This window comes from Streptomyces sp. NPDC020422, assembly GCF_044386705.1.
GTDB lineage: Bacteria > Actinomycetota > Actinomycetes > Streptomycetales > Streptomycetaceae > Streptomyces.
The window spans coordinates 221,458-243,781 of sequence record NZ_JBIRVJ010000010.1 but is presented as its reverse complement, the minus strand read 5'-3'; the positions used below and the strand labels follow the sequence as shown (position 1 = coordinate 243,781).

The 22,324-nt window shown below is 72.6% G+C and carries 20 protein-coding genes; 8 read left to right on the top strand and 12 right to left on the bottom strand.

Features of this window, described 5'->3' with window-relative positions; translation table 11 throughout:
- Nucleotides 1-83 precede the first annotated feature (83 nt).
- From pth to ACH414_RS27330, 3 genes are all read left to right on the top strand, one after another.
- Nucleotides 84-680 (top strand): aminoacyl-tRNA hydrolase, encoded by a 597-nt coding sequence (gene pth, locus ACH414_RS27340; protein WP_382542238.1) that lies wholly within the window; start codon nucleotides 84-86, stop codon nucleotides 678-680.
- A gap of 45 nt (nucleotides 681-725) precedes the next feature.
- Nucleotides 726-1,169 (top strand): hypothetical protein, encoded by a 444-nt coding sequence (locus tag ACH414_RS27335; RefSeq protein WP_382541994.1) that lies wholly within the window; start codon nucleotides 726-728, stop codon nucleotides 1,167-1,169.
- 133 nt (nucleotides 1,170-1,302) lie between these two features.
- On the top strand, nucleotides 1,303-2,064 hold the full coding sequence (locus tag ACH414_RS27330) for an LPXTG cell wall anchor domain-containing protein (protein ID WP_382541991.1): 762 nt from the start codon (nucleotides 1,303-1,305) through the stop codon (nucleotides 2,062-2,064).
- Between the two features lie 68 nt (nucleotides 2,065-2,132).
- Here ACH414_RS27330 and ppc read toward each other — a convergent pair whose 3' ends face one another.
- Nucleotides 2,133-4,862, bottom strand: a complete 2,730-nt coding sequence (gene ppc / locus ACH414_RS27325) for a phosphoenolpyruvate carboxylase (protein ID WP_382541988.1) — start codon at nucleotides 4,860-4,862, stop codon at nucleotides 2,133-2,135.
- A gap of 287 nt (nucleotides 4,863-5,149) precedes the next feature.
- On the opposite strand from ppc, the gene ACH414_RS27320 reads away from it, so the two are divergent.
- Together ACH414_RS27320 and ACH414_RS27315 are read left to right on the top strand one after the other, a co-directional pair.
- Nucleotides 5,150-6,142 (top strand): acyl-CoA desaturase, encoded by a 993-nt coding sequence (locus ACH414_RS27320; RefSeq protein ID WP_382541985.1) that lies wholly within the window; start codon nucleotides 5,150-5,152, stop codon nucleotides 6,140-6,142.
- Nucleotides 6,139-6,819, top strand: a complete 681-nt coding sequence (locus ACH414_RS27315; RefSeq protein WP_382541983.1) for a TetR/AcrR family transcriptional regulator — start codon at nucleotides 6,139-6,141, stop codon at nucleotides 6,817-6,819. The genes ACH414_RS27320 and ACH414_RS27315 overlap by 4 nt, the downstream gene beginning before the upstream one ends.
- A gap of 3 nt (nucleotides 6,820-6,822) precedes the next feature.
- Here ACH414_RS27315 and ACH414_RS27310 read toward each other — a convergent pair whose 3' ends face one another.
- Genes ACH414_RS27310 through ACH414_RS27300 form a run of 3 tightly spaced genes read right to left on the bottom strand, consistent with a single transcriptional unit; the run spans nucleotide 6,823 to nucleotide 8,615 of the window.
- Nucleotides 6,823-7,359, bottom strand: coding sequence for a hypothetical protein (locus ACH414_RS27310; RefSeq protein WP_398943732.1), 537 nt, complete (start codon nucleotides 7,357-7,359; stop codon nucleotides 6,823-6,825).
- Between the two features lie 45 nt (nucleotides 7,360-7,404).
- The gene (locus tag ACH414_RS27305) at nucleotides 7,405-7,782 is read right to left on the bottom strand and encodes a glyoxalase (RefSeq protein WP_386566232.1); all 378 of its coding nucleotides are present in this window, start codon (nucleotides 7,780-7,782) and stop codon (nucleotides 7,405-7,407) included.
- A complete protein-coding gene (locus tag ACH414_RS27300) occupies nucleotides 7,782-8,615 on the bottom strand; it encodes a trans-aconitate 2-methyltransferase (RefSeq protein WP_382541975.1) in 834 nt (277 codons plus the stop codon). The genes ACH414_RS27305 and ACH414_RS27300 overlap by 1 nt, the downstream gene beginning before the upstream one ends.
- 163 nt (nucleotides 8,616-8,778) lie before the next feature.
- Between ACH414_RS27300 and ACH414_RS27295 the strand changes: the two genes are divergently transcribed.
- Nucleotides 8,779-9,276: a MarR family winged helix-turn-helix transcriptional regulator gene (locus tag ACH414_RS27295; RefSeq protein WP_382541972.1), complete on the top strand. Its 498-nt coding sequence runs from the start codon at nucleotides 8,779-8,781 to the stop codon at nucleotides 9,274-9,276.
- On the opposite strand, the gene ACH414_RS27290 is transcribed toward ACH414_RS27295, so the two are convergent.
- The 8 genes from ACH414_RS27290 to ACH414_RS27255 all read right to left on the bottom strand — a co-directional run bounded on the left by ACH414_RS27290 (nucleotide 9,235) and on the right by ACH414_RS27255 (nucleotide 20,008).
- Nucleotides 9,235-9,978: a LuxR C-terminal-related transcriptional regulator gene (locus tag ACH414_RS27290; protein WP_398943730.1), complete on the bottom strand. Its 744-nt coding sequence runs from the start codon at nucleotides 9,976-9,978 to the stop codon at nucleotides 9,235-9,237. The genes ACH414_RS27295 and ACH414_RS27290 overlap by 42 nt on opposite strands.
- A 287-nt stretch (nucleotides 9,979-10,265) precedes the next feature.
- Complete coding sequence (gene galK, locus ACH414_RS27285) at nucleotides 10,266-11,420, bottom strand: galactokinase (RefSeq protein WP_382541967.1); 1,155 nt, start codon at nucleotides 11,418-11,420, stop codon at nucleotides 10,266-10,268.
- Nucleotides 11,417-12,385 (bottom strand): UDP-glucose 4-epimerase GalE, encoded by a 969-nt coding sequence (gene galE, locus ACH414_RS27280; protein WP_398943728.1) that lies wholly within the window; start codon nucleotides 12,383-12,385, stop codon nucleotides 11,417-11,419. The genes galK and galE overlap by 4 nt, the downstream gene beginning before the upstream one ends.
- On the bottom strand, nucleotides 12,382-13,422 hold the full coding sequence (gene galT / locus ACH414_RS27275) for a galactose-1-phosphate uridylyltransferase (protein WP_391769869.1): 1,041 nt from the start codon (nucleotides 13,420-13,422) through the stop codon (nucleotides 12,382-12,384). The genes galE and galT overlap by 4 nt, the downstream gene beginning before the upstream one ends.
- Before the next feature lie 175 nt (nucleotides 13,423-13,597).
- On the bottom strand, nucleotides 13,598-14,272 hold the full coding sequence (locus tag ACH414_RS27270; protein ID WP_386566224.1) for a LuxR C-terminal-related transcriptional regulator: 675 nt from the start codon (nucleotides 14,270-14,272) through the stop codon (nucleotides 13,598-13,600).
- A gap of 124 nt (nucleotides 14,273-14,396) precedes the next feature.
- The gene (locus ACH414_RS27265; RefSeq protein ID WP_398943725.1) at nucleotides 14,397-16,223 is read right to left on the bottom strand and encodes a PQQ-binding-like beta-propeller repeat protein; all 1,827 of its coding nucleotides are present in this window, start codon (nucleotides 16,221-16,223) and stop codon (nucleotides 14,397-14,399) included.
- 49 nt (nucleotides 16,224-16,272) lie between these two features.
- Complete coding sequence (locus ACH414_RS27260) at nucleotides 16,273-18,069, bottom strand: PQQ-binding-like beta-propeller repeat protein (protein WP_382541955.1); 1,797 nt, start codon at nucleotides 18,067-18,069, stop codon at nucleotides 16,273-16,275.
- A 133-nt stretch (nucleotides 18,070-18,202) separates the two neighbouring features.
- A complete protein-coding gene (locus tag ACH414_RS27255) occupies nucleotides 18,203-20,008 on the bottom strand; it encodes an ABC-F family ATP-binding cassette domain-containing protein (RefSeq protein ID WP_382541952.1) in 1,806 nt (601 codons plus the stop codon).
- A gap of 108 nt (nucleotides 20,009-20,116) precedes the next feature.
- On the opposite strand from ACH414_RS27255, the gene ACH414_RS27250 reads away from it, so the two are divergent.
- Complete coding sequence (locus ACH414_RS27250; protein ID WP_398943723.1) at nucleotides 20,117-21,214, top strand: hypothetical protein; 1,098 nt, start codon at nucleotides 20,117-20,119, stop codon at nucleotides 21,212-21,214.
- Nucleotides 21,211-22,302, top strand: coding sequence for a hypothetical protein (locus ACH414_RS27245; RefSeq protein WP_398943721.1), 1,092 nt, complete (start codon nucleotides 21,211-21,213; stop codon nucleotides 22,300-22,302). The genes ACH414_RS27250 and ACH414_RS27245 overlap by 4 nt, the downstream gene beginning before the upstream one ends.
- Nucleotides 22,303-22,324: the final 22 nt, after the last annotated feature.

The window sequence follows — 22,324 nt, the reverse complement described above, 5'->3', positions numbered from 1 at the left end:
CGGGCCGGAAACGGCCCGGCACCCCGTTTCTTTCTGTCCGGACGCAAGACGGACCTGTACGCATTCGAGGAGACGTGACGCAGATGACGGACGACGCGAACGCCCCCTGGCTGATCGTCGGCCTCGGCAATCCGGGCCCGGAGTACGCGGGCAACCGGCACAACGTGGGCTTCATGGTGGCGGACCTGCTGGCCGAGCGGATCGGCGGCAAGTTCAAGCGGGCGCAGAAGGCGCAGGCGCAGGTGGTGGAGGGCCGGATGGGTCCGCCCGGGCCGGCAAACCGCCGGGTGGTGCTGGCGAAGCCGCTGTCGTACATGAACCTGTCGGGCGGCCCGGTGACGGCGCTGCGCGACTTCTACAAGGTGCCGACGGCGCACATCGTGGCGGTCCACGACGAGCTGGACATCGACTACGGGGTGCTGCGGCTGAAGCTCGGCGGCGGGGACAACGGGCACAACGGCCTGAAGTCGATGACGAAGTCGATGGGTGCGGAGTACCACCGGCTGCGGTTCGGCATCGGGCGTCCGCCGGGCCGGATGCAGGTGGCGGACTTCGTTCTGAAGGACTTCTCGTCGACCGAGCGCAAGGAGCTGGACTACTTCGTGGACCGGGCGGCGGACGCGGTGGAGTGCCTGGTGACGGAGGGCCTGGAGCGGGCGCAGTCGGCGTACAACTCGTAGGACGGCCCCTGGCCCCCGGCCGGTACGACTGTACGATCGCGGGTCATGACGCTCGCCCGTAATGCCGCCATGGCCCTCGTCGTCCTGCTCCTGCTCGTCGCGGGCGCCTGGTCCTCCTGGGCCACGGCGCAGCACGTGCTGCTGCCGAAGGGCCGTGAGCACGGCACGTTGACGGTGACCGGCTGCAACGAGGAGACGTGCAGCGGCCGTTACGTACCGGACGATCCGGCCTCGCGGCTGCGGGCGGTGCGGATCGCGCACTCGGTGGCGGCGGAGGAGGGCGAGACGCTGCCGGTGGTGGTGAAGCCGGGCACGGACGAGGCGGTCCGGGCGGGCTGGGGCGGCGGTCTGCACGCGTGGCTCCCGCTGGGCGGGGCGCTGCTGTTGGCGGCGCCGCTGGTGGGTGGCGGGATGCGGTTGCCGCGGACGGGGTGGGCGGCCGCGGGGGCGGGGGCGGCTGTTCTGCTGGGCGCATTCTTCGCGCTCTGATTCTTTTCAGACAGCGCGGCGTGATCCTGCTGGATCGTTATGACCCTTTGGCTTAAGGATGACTTAAAGCTACGGATAGGCTGCCCCCGCCACCTCCCACGGCAAACCTCATCCCACAGATGGACGACAGCACATGCGACGTTCCCTCATCTCCGCCGGCGCGCTCGTCGCAGCCGTTGCGGGCTCCCTCGTTCTGGCTCCGGCGGCTTCCGCCAGTGGCAACCCGCACGGTGACAACGGCACCGTGAAGATCCACGACTCGAAGACCGGCGAGGAGATCAAGGCCAACCAGCCGAAGGTCTGCTCCTTCTACCTGGACGCGTTCGGCTTCGACGCCGAGCAGAAGGTCGAGTGGCACATCGAGGCCTGGGCCAACAACGACCAGGACAAGGGCACCACGGTCAAGGAAGGCACCATCGTCCTCGACGGTGACGGCCACGAGCGCACCGCGGACATGACCCTCCCGAACGGCCAGTACAAGCTGTTCTGGAACTTCGAGGGCGAGAACGGCCGCGCGAAGCACAAGGTCTTCAAGACCGACTGCGAGCCCGGCGAGGAGAACCCCGGCACCCCCACGGGCACCCCGTCCGGCACCCCCTCGGGCACCCCGTCCGAGACGCCGTCCGGCACCCCCTCGGGCACCCCGTCCGGCACCCCCACGGGCACGCCGTCCGGCACCCCCGGCACCGAGACGCCCGGCTCCTCCGAGTCGCCGTCCGCCTCCACCCCGGCCGGCGCCACCACCGCCCCCGGTGACAAGGGCGACTCCGCCGGCGGCGGTCTCGCCGAGACGGGCTCCAGCGCCCCCGTCGGCATCCTCGCCGCCGTCGCCGTCGCCCTCGCGGGTGCCGGTGCGTTCCTGGTGAGCCGTCGTCGCAAGGCGCAGCAGCACTGACGCGACACGCCGTCATGACAGTGCCCCCGCGGGGAAGCCCGCGGGGGCACTGCCGTATCCGGAGAGCGTCAGCCGGTGTTGCGCAGCCCCGCCGCCACGCCGTTCACCGTGAGCAGGAGGGCGCGGGCGAGCAGCGGGTCCGGCTCCTCGCCGCTTTCGGCGGCGGCGCGCTGGCGGGCGAGGAGGGCGACCTGGAGGTAGGAGATCGGGTCCAGGTAGGCGTCGCGGATGGCGAAGGTCTGCTGGAGCACCGGGTTGGAGTCGAGCAGCTTCTCGCCGCCCGTCACCTTGAGGACCTCCTCGACGGTGAGCGCGTGCTCGGCCTCGATGGTGTCGAAGATGTGCTTGAGCTCGTCCGGGACGAGGGTGTCGACGTAGTGGCGGGCGATCCGCAGGTCCGTCTTGGCCAGCGTCATCTCGACGTTGGAGAGGAAGTTGCGGAAGAAGTGCCAGTGCTCGTACATCTCGCCGAGGACCGGGTCGAGGCCGGCCTCGCGCAGCGCCTTGAGGCCGGAGCCGACGCCGAACCAGCCGGGCACGATCTGGCGGGACTGGGTCCAGCCGAACACCCAGGGGATGGCGCGGAGTCCGTCGAGGGAGACGCCTGAGCCCGGGCGGCGGGAGGGCCGTGAGCCCAGGTGCAGGTCGGCGAGCTGGTCGACGGGGGTGGAGGCGAGGAAGTACGCCGGCAGGCCGGGGTCCTCGACGAGCTGGCGGTACGCGGTGTGCGCGGCTTCCGAGACGGTGTCCATGGCCGCGTCCCAGCGGGCCAGCGCCTCGTCGGACTGGCGCGGCGCGGTGTGCAGGGCGGAGGCCTGGAGGGTGGCCGCGACGGTCAGTTCGAGGTTCTCGCGGGCCAGCGACGGGATGAGGTACTTGTCGGAGATGACCTCGCCCTGCTCGGTCACCTTGATCTCGCCCTCCAGGGTGCCCCAGGGCTGGGCGAGGATCGCGTCGTGCGAGGGGCCGCCGCCGCGGCCGACGGTGCCGCCGCGGCCGTGGAAGAGGCGCAGCCGCACGCCGTAGCGATGGGCGACGTCGCGGAGCCGGCGCTGGGCGCGGTGGATCTCCCACTGGGAGGTGGTGATGCCGCCGAACTTCGAGGAGTCGGAGTAGCCGAGCATGACCTCCTGGACGTCGCCGCGCAGCGAGACGAGGCGCCGGTAGGAGGGGTCGGCCAGCATGTCGTTGAGGATGACGTCGGCGGCCCTGAGCTCGTCCGTGGTCTCCAGGAGCGGCACGATGCCGATCTTGGCCCAGCCGGCGTGCAGGTCGATCAGACCGGCCTCGCGGGCCAGGACGGTGGCGGCGAAGACGTCGTCGGCGCCCTGGCACATCGAGATGATGTAGGACTCGATGACCTCGGGGCCGAAGCGCTCGAAGGCCTCCTTGACGGTGTGGAAGACGCCGAGGGTCTTCTGCCCGGCCGCGTCCAGCGGGGCCGGCGTGGGGGCCAGCGGGCGGCGCGAGCGCAGCTCCTTGGCGAGCAGCTTCTGCCGGTAGTCGCGGGGCATGTCGGCGTAGCGCCAGGACTCCTCGCCGAGCCGGTCGAAGAGCTGCCCGAGGGCGTGGTGGTGGGCGTCGGCGTGCTCGCGGACGTCCATGGTGGCGAGCTGGAGGCCGAACGCGGCCAGGGTGCGGATGGTGCGGTCCATCCGGCCGTCGGCGAACAGGCCGCCGCGGTGCTCGCGCAGCGAGGTCTGGATCAGGGTGAGGTCGCGGAGCAGCTCGGCGGTGCCGAGGTAGTCGCGGCCCTCGACGTGCGGGGTGCCGGTGGCCAGGCGCTCGCGGGTGTTGACGAGCTTCTGGCGGATGCAGGTGGCCTTGAGCCGGTAGGGCTCCTCGGCGTTGAGGCGCTTGTAGCGGGGGCTGATCTCCGGGAGGCGCTCCAGGTCGGCCTGGAGGGAGTCCAGGAGCTCCTGGGTGGCGCCGGTGTAGCGGATGGAGTTGGAGAGCAGTCCGCGCAGGAAGTCGACGAGTTCGAGGGCGTCGGTGATGCCGTGCTCGTGCTGGAGGATCAGCACGTCCCAGGTGACCTGCGGGGTGACGTTGGGGTTGCCGTCGCGGTCGCCGCCGATCCAGGTGCCGAAGGTGAGAGGGCGGGTGCCGGCGGGCAGCTCGAAGCCGACCCGCTCCAGCTCGGCGGCGAGGTCCTCCAGGACGTCGCCGACGGCGCCGGCGTGCAGCTCGTCCAGGTAGTAGATGGCGTTGCGGGCCTCGTCGGCGGGCTCGGGACGGACCACGCGGAGCTCGTCGGTCTGCCAGATGAGGTCGATGTTCTCGGCGAGCCGCAGGTCGAGCCGGCGCCGGTCGGCCTCGATGACCGGCGTCTCCAGGAGCGCGGCGATGCGGCGCAGCTTGTTGAGGACGGAGCGCCGGGCGGCCTCGGTCGGGTGGGCGGTGAACACCGGCCGTACGTTGAGGTTCTTGATCGTCTCGCGTACGTGGGCGGGGTCGCCCTCCTTGAGCATGTCCGCCGTCCGGGCGAGCAGCCCGCCCTCGGCGGCACGCTTCTCGCGCATCTCGCGACCGCGGTGGACCTGCTCGGTGACGTTGGCGAGGTGGAAGTAGGTGGAGAAGGCGCGCACCAGGCGGGCGGCGGTCTCCAGCTCGACACCGCGCAGCAGCTCGGCGGCGGCCTCGCCGTCCTCGCGCGTGAGGCGGCGGACCTTCTCGACGAGGTCCAGGAGCTCCGGGCCCTCCTGGCGGACGAGCGTCTCGCCCAGCAGGTCGCCCAGTCGGCGGATGTCGGAGCGCAGTTCGGCGCTGGCGGTGGAGGTCTGGTCGGCACTGCTCACAGGTGCGGCTCCTTGCAGTGTTTGAGCACGTCTGGAGGGGTACTGGAGGCTTGCGGACCGCGCTGTCCGACGCACACAGGATAGGTGTCGGTCGCCGCGGCGCGGGCAACGCCCCGGCTTAGGCGCTCTTGCCGCGCGCCGACGCGCTGCCATACTTACGTCGCCGTAGGTTACGGGACCGTAGCCTATGGCTCCCTTTCCGTACGCATCGATGACGCATCCGTGCATATCCGTGCGTATCCGCTCATCTCCCCACGTATCCCTCATCCTCACCCCCTGGGACGCCCATGACCATCAGCCCCGACGTGACCTCGGAACCCACGGCGCGCGAGACCGCTCCGGCCGCCCCGGAACTGCCCTCCGCCACGCTGGGCGGTGACAGCAAGCGTTCGGTCGAGCAGATCACGCTGCTGCTGTTCATCACGGTGCCCTTCCTCGCCCTGCTCGCGGCGGTGCCGCTGACGTGGGGCTGGGGGGTCAGCTGGCTGGATCTCGGCCTCATGACGGCGATGTACTTCATCGGCTGCCACGGCATCACGATCGGCTTCCACCGCTACTTCACGCACGGCTCGTTCAAGGCGAAGCGCCCGCTGCGGATCGCGCTGGCGATCATGGGCTCGCTGGCGGTCGAGGGGCCGCTGGTGCGCTGGGTCGCCGACCACCGCAAGCACCACAAGTTCTCGGACGCCGAGGGCGACCCGCACTCGCCGTGGCGGTTCGGGGAGACGGTGCCGGCCCTGATGAAGGGGCTGTGGTGGGCGCACATCGGCTGGATGTTCGACGAGGAGCAGACGCCGCAGCACAAGTACGCGCCCGATCTGATCAAGGACCCGGCGATCCGCCGGATCTCGCGCCAGTTCGTGCTGTGGACGGTGGTGTCGCTGGCGATCCCGCCGGTGGTCGGCGGTCTGGTCACCATGTCGTGGTGGGGCGCGTTCACGGCGTTCTTCTGGGGCTCCCTGGTCCGGGTGGCGCTGCTGCACCACGTCACCTGGTCGATCAACTCGATCTGCCACGCGGTGGGCAAGCGTCCCTTCAAGTCGCGCGACCGCTCGGGCAACGTGTGGTGGCTCGCGGTGCTGTCCTGCGGCGAGTCCTGGCACAACCTGCACCACGCGGACCCGACCTCGGCCCGGCACGGCGTGCTGAGGGGCCAGGTCGACTCCAGCGCGCGGCTGATCCGCTGGTTCGAGCAGCTGGGCTGGGCCTCCGACGTGCGCTGGCCGGCGGCCGCCCGCATCGAAGCCCGGCGCCAGGGCGCACCCGCCGACGCGGCATGATGGAAGACGTGGCGATCGACGGCAGTGCAGGCAGTACGAGCGAACCGAAGCCCCGGCGTGGCCGCCGGGTGAGGATGACGGGCGCCGAGCGCCGCGAGCAGCTCCTCGACATCGGTCGCACGCTCTTCGCGGAGAAGGGCTTCGAGGGCACGTCGGTGGAGGAGATCGCGGCGAAGGCCGGGGTGTCCAAGCCGGTGGTGTACGAGCACTTCGGCGGCAAGGAGGGCCTGTACGCGGTCGTGGTGGACCGCGAGATGCGCCAGCTCCTCGACATGGTGACGGGGGCGCTGACCGCCGGCCACCCGCGCGAGCTGCTGGAGCAGGCGGCCTTCGCGCTGCTCGACTACATCGAGCGCTACACGGACGGCTTCCGCATCCTGGTCCGCGACTCTCCGGTGGCCCAGTCGACGGGCACCTTCGCCTCGCTGATCAGCGACATCGCCACGCAGGTCGAGGACATCCTGGGCCTGGAGTTCAAGGCCCGCGGCTTCGATCCGAAGCTCGCCCCGCTGTACGCCCAGGCCCTGGTCGGCAGCGTGGCCCTGACCGGCCAGTGGTGGCTGGACGTCCGCAAGCCGAAGAAGGCGGAGGTGGCGGCGCACCTGGTGAACCTGGCCTGGCACGGCCTGGACGGCCTGGAGCAGAAGCCGCGGTTGATAGGGCACCGCAAGAGCTGAGGCCTAGCCGGCCCTGCGCCAGGGCTTGCACCCCTCGGTCTTGAACGCCACGTCGGAGGGGAGCACGGTCACCGTGAGCGGCCCCTTCGAACCGTCGGCGGCGAGCAGGTCGCCGGGGTTCCCGGTGGTGCCCTTGAGCCGCGCCCAGGAGCAGTAGGGCACGTTGGGGTCGGCGGGTCCGTCGCTGCGGTACGTGCCCGGCGCCACCTCCTTGCCGACGAAGAAGGTGCCGTCCCCGGGGATCGTGCCGCGGGGCGCGGCCGTACCGGTGTCGGGCGGTCCCGATACGGTGTCGCCGGCCGGGGTGGTGCCGTCCGCTCCGGGCGGCGGCGTGGCGGTGACGGTGACCGTGGGGCCCACGGCCCCGGCCGACCCGCCGTCATCGGCGAGGACCAGCCCGATCAGGACCCCGACGCCGAGGCCGGCGGTGGCCGTGACCGCGTGGGTCCACAGCGGTCGGCGCGCGCCCGCGGGTCTCCGGTCGGGCGGCCCCGACCGGGGCCCGGGCGGCGGGCCCGTCGGGGAGTTGCGGGCGGTCATGGACCAAGGGTGCGGCCGGCCGGGGCCGGCCGCACGCCGGGTGGGTCATTCCAGGGGCTCCGGGAACTCCGGACGGTTTCCGACCGGGTCTTCGGCGTGGCGGCGCCGGTGGCCTGGCAGACGGGCGTCCCAGAGGACTCTGCCCCCGCGTTTCTCCAGGCGGGCCGCGTAGTCCGCGTAGTCCCGGATTCCCGTCACCCGCAGGCCCGGGTGGGCCGTGCGGGCGGGGCGGGAGCCGGCCAGGGCCCCCGGGTGGAGCCGGACGGCTCCGTCGGCCGCGGCGAACCGGCAGCCTCCTCGTGCGGCGGGGACCTGCGGCTTCGGGATCTCGGTCGTGCCGAGGACGTCCCCGTGGTGGGCGCGCGGCAGGTCCTCGCCTCCGATGGGGGCGGCGAGCCGGACGTGGTCGACGGGTAACAGCATCAGGCGGCCTTCCTGGCGATGGCGAAGATCCTCCGGAACGGGAACGCGGTGCCGTGCGGGCCCGGCGGGTAGGCCTCGCGGAGCCGTTCGCGGTACTGGTCGAGGAAGGCCTCGGTGGCGGCGCGGTCGTCCTTCAGGGCGGTCAGGACGGGCCGCAGCGCGGTGCCCTTGACCCAGTCGAGGACGGGGTCCTCGCCGGTGAGCATCTGGTGGTAGGTGGTCTCCCAGACGTCCGTCTCGCAGCCGAGGTCGGTCAGCCGCTGGAGGTAGTCGGCCGGTTCGAGGATGTGGACGAAACGCCGGCCCTGGTCGCCGACGCGCTCGCGCCACTCCGGGGTCTCGCAGAGCTCGCCGAGCAGGGCGTGGCTGGGCGAGGTGAAATTGCCGGGGACCTGGAAGGCGAGGGTGCCGCCGGGCCGCAGTCCGGCGATCCACGCGGCGAAGGACTCCGGGTGGTTCGGCACCCACTGAAGGGCCGCGTTGGACACGATCAGGTCGTACGGCTCCTCCGGCGTCCAGTGGGCCGCGTCGGCCGCCCGGAAGTCGATCCAGCCGCCCCCCGCCGTGGTGCCGGCCCAGTCCTTCTCGGCCCGCTCCAGCATCTCGGGCGAGAGGTCGAGGCCGGTGATGTGCGCGTCGGGCCAGCGGTCGGCGAGCAGCACCGTGACGTTGCCGGGTCCGCAGCCGAGGTCGGCGACCCGGGCCGGCCGGTTCTGGTTGGGCAGCTGCGGTATTCGGGCGAGCAGGTCGAGGAACGGTCGGGTGCGGTGACCGGCGTGACGCAGGTACTGCTGTGGGTCCCATGTCGGTGCGGCGGATTCCACGGAATGCATGTTCGAAGCCCCCTTGCTGGAACGAATAGCCGAAGCGGAACGGAGTTCCGGCCCGGTCTCTTCCCCATAGTCCAGCAGACTATATCTCTATATCAAGATACTTGACGTAGAGAGACTTAATACCAAGAGACTTTATGTCAAGGGACCCTCTACACTGATCGTCATGGAGGACGAGGTCGACCGACTGGTCGCTGCATGGCGCCGCGAGCGCCCGGACCTCGACGTGGAACCGCTCGAGGTGCTCAGCCGTGTCTCACGCCTGGCCCGGCACCTCGACCGCGCCCGTCGTCTCGCCTTCTCCGAGCACCAGCTGGAGCCCTGGGAGTTCGACGTCCTGACCTCGCTCCGCCGGGCCGGCGCGCCCTACCAGCTCTCCCCCGGCCAGCTGCTCACCCAGACCCTGGTCACCTCGGGCACCATGACCAACCGCATCGACCGGCTCACCAAGAAGGGCCTGGTCGAGCGCCTGCCCGACCCCAGCGACCGCCGTGGCGTCCTGGTCCGCCTCACGCCCGAGGGCCGCGACCGCGCGGACCAGGCGCTCGCCGGCCTCCTCGCCCAGGAGCGGGCCATCCTGGCCCGGCTCTCCCGCACCGAGCGCAGCGAGCTCGCCGCCCTGCTACGCCAGCTGACCGCCCCGTTCGACAACGTCCCCGGCTAGCACCGGCGCGGGGACCACCACCGGCCCCGCGTCCTCCACCGGACCCACCCCGGCCCGCCGCGCCAGCGCCACCGCCGCCAGCGTCGAGTGCACGCCCAGCTTGCCCAGCACGTTCTGCATATGGGTCCGCACGGTGTGCGGGGACAGGAAGAGGCGCTCCGCGACCGCCTTGCGGCCCAGACCGGCCACCATGCAGCGCAGCACCTCCCGCTCGCGCGGGGTCAGCGACTCCACCAGCCGCTCGCTCTCCGTACGGTGCTTGCGCGCCTCCGTCAGCTCCCGCAGGACTCCCGTGAGCAGCGCCGGCGGCAGATGGGTCTCGTCCCGCAGCACCCCGCGCACGACGGCGAGCAGCCGCTGCAGCGAGCAGTCCTTGGCCACCCACCCCCAGGCGCCGGCCTGCAGCGCGAGCGCCGCCCGGTGGGCGTCGTCCCGCTCCGCGAGGACCACGCTGCGCAGCCCGGGCCGCCCCTCGCGCACGCCGGCCACCAGGGCGATCCCGTCGCCCCCGCCGAGGTCGGCGTCGACGAGCATCACGTCGAACCGCCGCCCCTCCCCCACGCCGCGGTCCAGGCAGCGCAGAGCGGCCGGGCCGCTGCCCGCGGCGGTGACGTCGACGTCGGGCTCCGCCGCGAGGGCGGCTGCGAGCGACTCGGCGAAGATGCGGTGGTCGTCGACCACCAGAACCCGGATACGGGCCACGGACACCCCCAAGTGTCGAGGAACGGCCCGGCGCGGGCACGACGCCGGGGGCGGGCACCGCCGAACGCACAGCCGCCGCCGTGCCATGACAGTTACCCCCGCCCCGGGCGCCGTACCCGGCGGGTCTCGATACCCCTGATCAGCACCGGCCCCCACCGGCGCTGCGCACCAGGGTAAGGGCGCGGCGGGCCGACGGAAGCCGAATCGCGGAAGTGTGCGCAGTTGGGGGGAGTTGGGGACCTGACGGATCGTCAACCCGGCCGGTCGCGGTGACCGGACCGGGCGCCTCAGGCCACCCGGCGCGCGCCCGCCGACGGGACCGCCGGGAAGACGCCGGGTGCGGTGTGGCCCGCCTCGGCGAAGGCCTTGGCGACCGCGGCGGCGACCGCGTCCGCCGCGTCCGCCTCCACCAGGACGACCGCCGAGCCGCCGAAGCCGCCGCCGGTCATCCGCGCGCCGAGCGCCCCCGCCGCGTTCGCCGCCTCGACCGCGAGGTCCAGCTCGGCACAGGAGACGCGCAGGTCGTCACGGAGCGAGGCGTGGCCCTCGGTGAGGAGGGCGCCGACCGCGCGGGGATCCCCGGCGTCGAGGAGGGCGATCACCCGCTCGACCCGGTCGTTGTCGGAGACGACGTGCCGGACATAGCGGCGAACCGTTTCATCACCCAAACGCGCGAGCACATCGGACAGTTGCGCGGCGGGAACGTCGCGCAGCGCGCGCACGCCGAGCGCCCGCGCACCCGCTTCACACCCGGCGCGCCGCTCCGCGTACGCGCCGTCCCCGAGCGCGTGCTTCACCCGCGTGTCGACGACCAGCAGGCAGAGCCCCCGGGCGGCCAGGTCGAACGGCACCTGCCGGTACGACAGGTCGCGCGTGTCCAGGTGCAGGGCGTGGCCCTCGGTGGCGCACGCGGAGGCCATCTGGTCCATCACCCCGCACGGCACGCCCACGAAGGCGTTCTCCGCGCGCTGGGCGATCACGGCGAGCTCGGGCCGGGACAGCCCGAGCCCGAACAGATCGTTCAGCGCGAGGGCCGTGACCACCTCCAGCGCGGCCGACGAGGAGAGTCCGGCGCCGGTCGGCACCGTCGACGCGAGGTGGACGTCGGCGCCGGTCACCGCGTGCCCGGCCGCCCGCAGCGCCCACACCACACCGGCCGGATACGCGGCCCAGCCGTATCCCGAGGCCCCGGACAGCGGCTCCAGGGCGTCGACGTCGAGCTGGACGACGCCGCCCCCGACGTCGCCGGAGTGCAGCCGCAGAACCCCGTCGTCCCGGCGGGAGACGGCGGCCACGGCCGTGTGCGGCAGAGCCAGCGGGAGCACGAAGCCCTCGTTGAAGTCGGTGTACTCACCGATCAGGTTGACCCGCCCGGGAGCGGCCCAGACCCCGTCGGGGGCCGCTCCGTACAGCGCGCCGAACTCCGCCGCGACGTCTCTCATGCCTGCCCCTGCTCCTTCTTGCGCGCGAACGCCCAGGCGTCCTCGACGATGGCCGCCAGATCCGGGCGGGACGGGTTCCAGCCGAGGCGCTCGCGCGCGGTGTCGGCCGAGGCGACGAGCACGGCCGGGTCACCGGCGCGGCGCTCGGCCATCACCTCGGGCACCGGGTGGCCGGTGACCTTGCGGACGGTCTCGACGACCTCCCGCACGGAGAAGCCGTTGCCGTTGCCGAGGTTGCAGATCAGGTGCTCGCCCTCGGTCATCGCGTCCAGGGCGAGCAGATGGGCCTCCGCGAGGTCCGCGACGTGGATGTAGTCGCGCACGCAGGTGCCGTCGGGCGTCGGGTAGTCGTCGCCGTAGACGTTGATCGCCTCGCGCTGCCCGAGGGCGACCTGCAGGACCAGCGGGATGAGGTGCGACTCGGGGTCGTGCCGCTCGCCGCACTCCTTGTAGGCGCCGGCCACGTTGAAGTAGCGCAGCGAGACCGCGGCGAGGCCGTGGGCGGCGCACTCGCCGGTGATCATGTGGTCGACGGCCAGCTTGGTCGCGCCGTAGGGGTTGGTCGGCGCGGTCGGCGCGGCCTCGGTGATCGGCACGGTCTCCGGCTCGCCGTAGGTGGCGGCGGTCGAGGAGAACACCAGGCGGCGCACGCCGGCCTCGCGCATGGCGGCGATCAGCGCCATGGTGCCGCCGACGTTGTTGTCCCAGTACCTCTCCGGCCTGGCGACGGACTCGCCGACCTGGGAGAAGGCGGCGAAGTGCAGCACGCCGTCAAAGCTGGAGTCGAGCCACCGCGCGGCGTCCTGGATGCGGCCCTCGATGAAGGCCGCCCCGGCGGGAACGCCCTCACGGAAGCCGGTGGAGAGGTCGTCGAGGACGGTGACCTCGTGCCCCGCCTCCAGGAGGTGGGCCGCGACCGTGCTGCCCACGTAGCCTGCTCCACCCGTCACCAGGTACTTACTCAACTGCTTGCCACCTCTCGGAGTCTGTCGGCCGCGGACTCCGGCGACACGTCGTTCATGAACGCGCCCATGCCGGACTCGGTGCCCGCGAGGTACTTCAGCTTGCCAGAGGCCCGGCGGACGGTGAAAAGCTCCAGGTGCAGCGCGAACTCCTCCCGGCCGGCGCCGGCCACCGGCGCCTGGTGCCAGGCGGCGATGTAGGGCGTCGGCGGCTGGTCCGTGCCGAAGATCCGGTCGAAGCGCCGCAGCAGTTCGAGGTAGAGCCGCGGGAACTCCGCGCGGGCCGCCCCGTCGAGGGCGGTGAGGTCGGCCGCCCGCCGGTTCGGGTAGAGGTGCACCTCGTACGGCCAGCGGGCGGCGTACGGCACGAAGGCCGTCCAGTGCTCGCCGGCGAGCACCACCCGCTCCCCGGCCCGCTCGCGCTCCAGCACGTCCTCGAAGAGGTTGCGTCCGGTGCCTGCGCGGTGCGCGACGGCGTTGCGGAGCATGGTGGCCGTGCGGGGCGTGGTGAAGGGGAAGGCGTAGATCTGGCCGTGCGGGTGGGCCAGGGTGACGCCGATCTCGGCGCCCCGGTTCTCGAAGCAGTAGACCTGCCGGACGCCGGGACGGGCGGAGAGCTCGGCGGTGCGGTCGGTCCAGGCGGCGAGGACCAGGGCGGCCCGCTCCTCGGTGAGGTCGGCGAAGGAGGCCTTGTGGTCGGAGGTGAAGCAGACGACCTCGCAGCGTCCGTTGGCGCCGGAGAGCGAGGGGAAGCGGTTCTCGAAGACCGCCACCTCGTAGTCGGCGGCCGGGATCTCGCTCTGCCAGGCCGGCGTGGAGGGGCAGAGCGGGCAGCTGTCGGCGGGCGGGTGGTAGATCCGGCCCTGCCGGTGCGAGGCGATGGCCACGTCCTCGCCGAGCAGCGGGTCGTGGCGGACCTCGGAGGCGGAGGTGACGGGGTCGAGCGGCCGGTGGTCGACGGCCTCGCGGACGGTGTCGTCCGCGGCGTCGAAGTAGAGGAGCTCCCGCCCGTCGGCGAGGTGGGTCAGGGTCTTCTTCACGGCGGGCGGCCTCCAACAGCCTCCAGCAAACAGAACCACCCATAAAAAACCACAATCAAACAACGAAGGTCAACAGTCGTCCAGGCCCGTCACCCACACGAAGGACGAGACCGGGCCCCGGGCCCCGCAGCCCGGCCCGGACCGGCCCGGCCCGGACCGGACCGGAAGGCAGTCCCTACGCCCGCTGCACCGGCACCCGGTCCAGCAGCCCGGTCCGCGCCGCCAGCGCCGCCGCCTCCAGCCGCGAGCCGACCCCCAGCTTCATCAGCACCCGCTGCACATGCGTCCGCGCCGTGCTCGGCGCGATCGCCATCCCCGCCGCGATCACCCGGGTGTCCTCCCCCTCCGCCACCCGGACCAGGACCTCCGCCTCCCGCGGGGTGAGCAGCCGCAGCAGCCGCTGGCCCTCGTCGTCCGGCTGCGCCGCCGGGTTGAGCAGCTCCGCGAAGGCGCTCTGGAGCAGCAGCGGAGCCACCGCCGCCTCCCCCGCCCTGGCCTTCATCAGCGCCCGCTCGACGCCCTCGATCCGCTCGTCGTGCCGGACGTAGCCCGAGGCCCCGGCCGCGAAGGCCGCCGCGATACCGCGCGGCGAGGGCACCGGACCCAGCACCACCACGGCCACCTGGGGCCGCTCCCGCTTGATCCGTACGACCGGGTCGAAGGCGCCCGGTTCGGCCGGCGCCGAGGTGCCCAGCAGACAGACCTCCGGCGCACGGCTCACCACCAGCTCCGCCGCACCCGCCACCGGCGCCGCCGACGCGAGCACCCGGTGCCCGCGCAGCTTCAGCGCCGAGGCGAGCGCCTCCGCGTGCAGTCGGTGGTCGTCGACCACCATGAGCCGAACGCCCATCGATCTGGCCCCCATCTCTCCCTGACCCCCCAGACTGTCGAATTCTTCGCCAAACAGGCCCATGTGCAAACAGTCCGGCGCACCGATGTGCATCGGTGCGCCGGACTGTAGCGATGACGGAGCGTCAGCGGGTGCTGTATCCCACCACCAGGTACTCCTTGGTGGAGGACGCCGAGCGCTGCTTGTCGATCATGACCTCGGAGAGGAACAGCCGCCCGTCGGCGTACACGGCCTCCACGTAGTCCGAGGAGAAGGACCGCTCGGGGCTGTCGATGCCCTTCACCACCGGGTTCTCCAGGAGCTTGGTCTCCTTCATGGAGCCGCCGTCGATGGAGACGATCTGCCCGCCCTTGTCGTAGGGCGGCAGCTTGTACGCGATGATGTTGCCGCCGTCCATGCGGAGCGGGACCAGCGTGTAGCGGTCGCCCGCGTCGGCCTTCTCGGGCACCGGCTTGCCGGTGGCCAGGTCGAACGCGACGATCTCGTTGGTCTCGTCGCCGTACTCCCCGGTGGTGCCCTCGTGCTCCTCGGTCGGCAGGTAGAGCCGGCCGTTGCCCACCACGACCTTGCTGCAGTTCTCCACCTCGGTGGAGCGGCAGCGGGCCGCGTAGCGCTCGGAGTCCGCGGTGATCTTCGCCTTCAGCTTGCCGGTCTTCTCGTCGATGGAGAAGAAGTCCGAGATGCCGGAGCCGTCGGTCGCGGTGTCGCCGACGTCGGCGGCCACCACCAGCGGCTTGGTGGAGACGACCGCCGCGTACTCGACGCCCGCGGGCATCTTGAACTGCGAGATCGGGGCGCCGCTGACCGGGTTGAGGTTCTGGATCAGCACGTACTGGCTGCCGTACGAACCGCACTTGCGGGCCGCGACCAGGCCCGCGCCGCCGCCGTAGCCCATGTCGTAGCAGTTGTTGCTGTTGGCCTGCGGCTTCCAGCGCGGGTTGCCGTTGGCCACGTCGAAGGCCGCGCCGCCGTCGGTGCCGCCGACCGCGACGGTCGCGCCGCTCAGCGTGACCTCGCTGAAGCGGGCCTTGCTGTCGCCCGCGGAGCCTCCGGTGACGGACGTCGACCAGACCAGCTTGCCGGTGTTGAGGTCGATCAGGCCGACCTCGGTGCACGGCTGGTAGTTCTTCGGGGGCAGCCGCTTGGTCGCCTCGAAGAGGATCGGCGTCTTGCCGTCCGCCGTGACGTGCTGCGTGGCGCCGCAGACCTGGCCGGTCAGCGGCAGCGTCCACAGCACGGTGCCCTTGTCGAGGTCGTAGCCGACGACCGAGTTGACCCCGGTCTTCACGTACGCCTTGGCGGTGATCCAGGAGCCGGAGACGTCGGTGACGTCCTCGACCTTGGGCTGCGGCAGCTGGACGGTCATCTTGGCCGAGGTGTTCGACGGGGCCTTCTCCTTGCCGGCCCCGTCGAGCCCGCCGCCCGATGCGCCGCCCGTACCGCCCCCGGTGGTGGCGCCGGAGGTGCCCTTGGCGTCCTTGTCCTTGTCGTCACCCCCGCCGGAGTTCGCGTACCACAGGCCGCCGCCGATGATCAGCACCACGGCGACGACCGCCGCGATGATGATCTGCATCTGCGCCGACAGCTTCTTGCCGCCGCCGGAACCCGGCGGAGGCGTCTGCTGGTACTGCTGCGGATACGGCGACTGCTGCGGATACGGCTGCTGCTGCGGATACCCGTACTGCGGCTGCGGCTGGGTGGGCGGCTGCTGCGGGTAGCCGTACGGGGCCTGCTGCGGGGGCGCCGGCGGCTGCTGGGGGTAGCCGTACTGCGGCGGGGGCGTCGGGGCGCCGAACCCGCCCGGCGGCGGGTCCTGGGGCGCGCCGAAGCCGCCCGGCGGCGGGTCCTGGGGCGCGCCGAAGCCGCCCGGCGGCGGGTCCTGCGGGGCGCCGAAACCGCCCGGCGGCGGGCCGGGGGGCTGGTTCGGCGGTGGCGGCGGTGGCTGCGTCATGACGTGGGTACCTCGGAGGAGTCGGGGAGCGGACGGGACGGGCGGGGCGTCACTTGCCGTACGCCATCATCGTCTTGGTCTCCTTCTCCTCCTTGTCGTTGGAGGCGGAGACCCGGCCCGCGGCGATCACGAACGTGCCGTTGCCGTACGCGTAGCCCGCGTCGTAGAAGGAGCTCTCGACCGTCGAGACCGCCGCCTGGTGCTGGAGCAGCACCTTCGGCGCACCGCCGGTCGGGGCGATGGTCGCCACCGCGCCGCCCGTGTCGTAGCGCGGCTCGACGTAGACCAGCACCTCGGACCCCTCCATGCGCAGCGGGGTCATCTGCGCCTCGCCGGGCGCCTTGGAGCGCCACTTGGGCTTGCCGGTGTTGAGGTCGAAGGCGATGACGTCGTTGGGCGTGCCGTACGCGGTCTCGGTGGCCATGTAGAAGGTGTTCGCGTCGGCCGCGACACCGGTGCAGCCCTGCAGGTTCTTGCCGAAGACGACGAACGAGCCGCCGCAGCGGGGGGCGAACTTGTCCTTGCCGCCCTGGATCTGCGAGCGCTCGGTGCCGTTGGCCTTGAGCGAGAAGATCGCCCACTTCTTCTGCTCGCGCTGGGTGGCCGAGACGACCAGCGGGTCGACCGAGTAGACCCGGTCCACCTCCCAGTTGACCTCCAGCTTGAAGGTCCACTTGGGCTTGCCCGTGTTCGGGTCGACCTCGCTGACCGCCTGCGACTCCTTGTTCACGTCGCCCGAGGGGCACTTGGAGGCGGCGATCAGCTTGCTGCCGCCCGCGTAGGCGAAGGGCTTGCAGCCGCTGGTCGGCGAGGAGAACAGCTGCTTGCCGTCGGTCAGCGAGAAGCCGTACGCGGAGCTGGAGCCGGCCGCGGTGACCGTGTTGCCGCTGATGGCCAGGGTGTTGTCGGAGAAGGCGAAGAGGCCGGTGGCCTTCGGGACGGCCTTCTTCCAGCCCGCCTTGCCGGTCTTGAGGTCGACCTGCTGCATCTGGGTGCACTTGGCCCGGTCGCCCGCGCTGTCGTTGTACGCGAAGACCATGGTGCCGTTCGCGGCGGGCTCCGGCGGCGCGGCGCACAGCTCGAAGGGCACGTCGATGTGCCACTTCGCGGAGCCGTCGGCCAGGCTGTAGCCGTCGATGCCCTTGTACATGGCCTTGACGACGGTGTCGCCGACGATCCACGGGCCGTAGACGTCGGCGCCGTTGCGCGGCAGGTCGACGTTGTTCTTGAGCAGCCAGTTGATCTTCGCTTCGCCGTCCTTGCGGCCGGCGTTCAGGCTCTCGTCGCCGTTCTCGCCGTCGCCGCTGCCGTCGCCCTCGTCGACGGAGTCCGTCGGCTTCGGGGTGGTGGTGGCGGAGGTGGTCGGCTGGGCGACCGGGTCCTTCTCGTCGTCACCGCTGAGCGCGAACCAGCTGACGCCGCCGATGACGAGCAGCGCGGCCGCGGCCGCGGCGACGATGACGCCGGGCTTGCCCTTGAACGGGTTCTTGCCGCCGCCCGGGGGCGGCGTCTGCTGCATCGGGGCGGTGGGGTAGCCGCCGTACGGGTTGGGCTGCTGACCGTACGGGCCGGGCTGCTGGCCGTACGGACCCGGCTGCTGCTGCGGATAGCCGTACGGGCCCTGCTGCGGCTGCTGCTGGTAGGGCCCGGGCTGCTGGTACGGCCCCGGCGGAGGCGTCTGCGGGGCCTGCTGCGGGTACCCGTACGGGCCCGGCTGCGCCTGCGGCGCCTGCGGCGGGACCGGCGGAGCCGCGGGTGCCTGCGGAGGCATCGGCGGGACCGGCGGGACGTTCGGGTCCGGAGCGCCGAAGCCCCCCGGCGGCTGGTTGCTGGGCGGCTGGGTCATCAGCGCTTCCCCCTTTTGTGAGCGGGTTTTCTTTCTACCACTCACGCGATGGCGCAAAAGTGACCGGTCCGCCCCTTGTTCCCAAGGGAGGACCGGCCCGTGATGCCGTCGTTATGCGGTCTCTACGACTTCTCTACGCGTCCTCGGCCAGTTCGAGCCAGCGCATTTCCAATTCCTCGCGCTCCCCGGCGAGTTCCCGCAGCTCGGCGTCGAGCTTCGCGACCTTCTCGAAGTCCGTGGCGTTCTCCGCGATCCGGGTGTGCAGCTTGGCCTCCTTGTCGGAGATCTTGTCGAGCTGCCGCTCGACCTTCTGCAACTCCTTCTTCGCGGCGCGCGCGTCGGCGGCCGACACCCCCTGCTTCGGCGCGGCGGCGGGGGCGGCCGGGGCCGGGGCGGCGGCCTCGATCATCTTCCGGCGCCGCTCCAGGTACTCGTCGATGCCGCGCGGCAGCATCCGCAGCGTCTGGTCGCCGAGCAGCGCGAAGGTCCGGTCGGTGGTGCGCTCCAGGAAGAACCGGTCGTGGGAGATGACCACCATCGAGCCCGGCCAGCCGTCGAGCAGGTCCTCCAGCTGGGTCAGGGTCTCGATGTCGAGGTCGTTGGTCGGCTCGTCGAGGAAGAGCACGTTGGGCTCGTCCATGAGCAGCCGGAGCAGCTGGAGCCGGCGCCGCTCGCCGCCGGAGAGGTCGCCGACGGGCGTCCACTGCTTGTCCCTGCCGAAGCCGAACTGCTCGCAGAGCTGTCCGGCGCTCATCTCCCGGCCCTTGCCGAGGTCGACCCGGTCGCGGATCTGCTGCACGGCCTCCAGGACGCGCAGTTCGGCGGGGAGTTCGGTGACGTCCTGGGAGAGGTAGGCGAGCCGGACGGTCTTGCCGACCACGATCCGGCCGGCCGGCGGCTGCGCCTCGCCCTCGGTGCGGGCGGCCTCGGCCAGGGCGCGCAGCAGCGAGGTCTTGCCGGCGCCGTTGACGCCGACCAGGCCGATGCGGTCGCCGGGGCCGAGCTGCCAGGTGAGGTGGCGCAGGAGCGTCTTCGGCCCGGCGGTGACGGTCACGTCCTCCAGGTCGAAGACGGTCTTGCCGAGCCGGGCGTTGGCGAACTTCATCAGCTCGGAGGTGTCGCGGGGCTCCGGCACGTCCGCGATGAGCGCGTTGGCGGCCTCGATGCGGAAGCGCGGCTTGGAGGTGCGGGCCGGGGCGCCGCGGCGCAGCCAGGCGAGCTCCTTGCGGACCAGGTTCTGCCGCTTGACCTCCTCCGTGGCCGCGATCCGCTCGCGCTCGGCGCGGGCGAAGACGTAGTCGGAGTAGCCGCCCTCGTACTCGTAGACGGTGCCGCGCTGCACGTCCCACATGCGGGTGCAGACCTGGTCGAGGAACCAGCGGTCGTGGGTGACGCAGACGAGCGCGGAGCGCCGGTTCTGCAGGTGGCCGGCGAGCCAGGCGATGCCCTCGACGTCGAGGTGGTTGGTGGGCTCGTCGAGGACGATCAGGTCCTGGTCCTCGATGAGCAGCTTGGCGAGCGCGATCCGGCGCCGCTCGCCACCGGACAGCGGCCCGATCACGGTGTCGAGGCCGTTCTCGAAGCCGGGCAGGTCGAGCCCGCCGAACAGGCCGGTGAGCACGTCGCGGATCTTGGCGCTGCCCGCCCACTCGTGGTCGGCCATGACGCCGATGACCTCGTGGCGGATGGTCGCCTTCGGGTCGAGCGAGTCGTGCTGGGTGAGCACCCCGAGCCGCAGCCCGCCGCTGTGGGTGACCCGGCCGGTGTCGGCCTCCTCCAGCTTGGCGAGCATCCGGATCAGCGTGGTCTTGCCGTCGCCGTTGCGGCCGACGACACCGATCCGGTCCCCTTCGGAGACGCCGAGGGATACCCCGTCGAGCAGTGCACGGGTGCCGTACACCTTGCTGACGGACTCGACATTGACCAGATTGACGGCCATTTCACTCCTGTGGCGGGGGATCGATCGACGTCCAGGGTAGACGGGTGGGGCGGGTGGGATAGCGTGCGGTGATTTCGTTCGCAACTGTGTACGGGGCGGGGGCCTGGGATGGGCGATGCGGTGGGGGCGCGGTTCCGGCGGCACCGCTGGCTGCCCCAGGCGAGCGCGGTGGTCCTGCTCGCGGCGCTGGTCACGGGTTTCGTCCTGGTCAGGGCCGAGCGGCGGGAGAACCACAACACGGACGCCCTGGCCCGGGCCTGCGGCGGGGTGCTGCCCGCGGACGCGGTGCGGGCGCTGCTCCCCGACGACGAGTGGTGGCGCGCGCGGACCGGACCCGGGCCGCGCGGGCTGGTCTCGTGCGGGGTGGGCGCCGACGGGGGCGAGCTCGACGTGACGGCGACGCCGGTCCTGGACGCGCCCCTGAAGGGCGTCCGGATCGAGCAGATCACCGGGGACCCCTACGAGCGCGAGCCGCGCTGGGGCGAGGACCACCGGCGGGCCGACGTCCAGGTCACGGTCGCCTGCCCGGGCGGCCTGCCCGGGTACCCGCGGCCGGTGAGGAGCTTCCGGGTCCACGGCTCGCTGTCCGGCGAGACGACCGGCGCGGCCCCGCGCGACGCGGTCGCCCCGGCGGTGGCCGCCGTCGCGGACGGGCTGCGCGTCGAGCACCGCTGCGGCGGGGCGCCCGTACGGCCGGCGGACGTGAAGCCCTTCACCGGTGGCGCCGGGGAAGCGCCGGACGACCCGGCCGACCCGGCCGACGCGGACGGGAAGGCCACTCCGGAGTCCTGCCGCTGGTTCCGCACCGCGGACCTCGGAGCCGGCTGGAAGCCGACCGGGGAGCGTGACCGGGGCGCCACCCACCCGGCGGCCCGCGGCTGCGACACGGGCGCCCTGAAGGGCACGCAGGCCCTCGGCGTGACCTCGGCGAGCTGGTGGGGCGAGCTGCTGCCGGAGGTGCGCACGGAGTACGGCCGCGAGCTCGCCGCCGCGGGGCAGGGCACCCCGCCCCGCGCCGACGCGCGCTCCTTCACGGTCGCCGCCTGGGCCGAGGCCCGCTGCGCCGAGGGCCCGGGTCTGCACCGGGTGAGCGTGACGGGCAGCGAGAAGGGCGGCCTCGCGGACCGGGCGGACGCGCTGCTCGGCCGCTATCTGGAGGCGGCGCACTGCCGCGACTCGAAGAGCCTGGGGACGGTGTGGCAGTGAGCACGGAGACACCGAAGCGGAGCCGCCGGCTGGGACTCGCGGCCGCCCTCACCGTCGGAGCGGTCCTCGTCGCGGGCGGAATCACCTGGATCTCGGGCGCCTGGGGCGAGGACGGCGCCCTCGACTCGGCCTGCGACGGCACCCTGGCGGCGGGCCCGCTGCGGGAGCTGGTGGGCGGGGCGGAGGTCACGGCGGACATCCGGCACGGCCGCGGCGAACGCTGGTGGCAGTGCAGGGTGAGCGAGGTCGACGACGAGGAGGACGGCGGGATCGACCTGCGCGTGACGGTGAGCGACGCGGGCGAGCGCGCGGCACCGGTCGAGGCGGACCGCACCGACGCGCCCCTCGGCCACGGCTGGACCGGCGGCTTCTCCTACGACCCCGACCGGGCGGCCCGCGACCGGGGCGACGCCGTCGCCTCGGTGCTGCTCGCCTGCGTCGGCAAGCCGGGCAAGGGCCTCGTCGCCGAGGTGCGGGCCAGGACCGACCGCCTCGACTTCGGCCGCCCCGAGGACCGCGCCCGGCTCACCGCCGTCATGACCGGGACGGCCACGGCCTACGCCCGGCAGCAGGGGTGCCGGGTCGCCGAGGGCGAGCCGGTGCGCCGGGTCGGCGTCTCGGTGACCGCCTGGGACCACAAGCCCTTCGGCTCGGTCTCCGGCAGCTGCGCCGGGATCGTGGACGCGCCGACCGCCGCCCGCTGGGGAGTCCGTACCGCCGTCGAGACGGCCGCGGACCCCAAGCTCCAGGAGGGCTGCGTGCTCGGCGGCCTGCGGGGCGCACCGCTGTACACCTTCACCGCCTCGTACGGCCCCGCCCTGGACGAGAGCCTGCGGGACCGCCTGGACTCGCTCACCGACCGCGCGGGCGACCACCCCGACGGTCGCTACGCGCTGTGGAGCCGGTGCGACGACGGGGTCCGCCGCGCCGCCTATGACGTGTACGCGAGCGCCGAGGGCCGCGCCACGAGCCCCCTCGCCCTCGACCACCCGGCCCTGCGCGCCGCGCTCCGGCGCTTCGCCGAGCGTTCGGCGAGGGCGCACGGCTGCGAGGGACCGAGCACCGAAGAGGTGGACGACCTCGGCTGAGAACGGACACGACCGGACACGG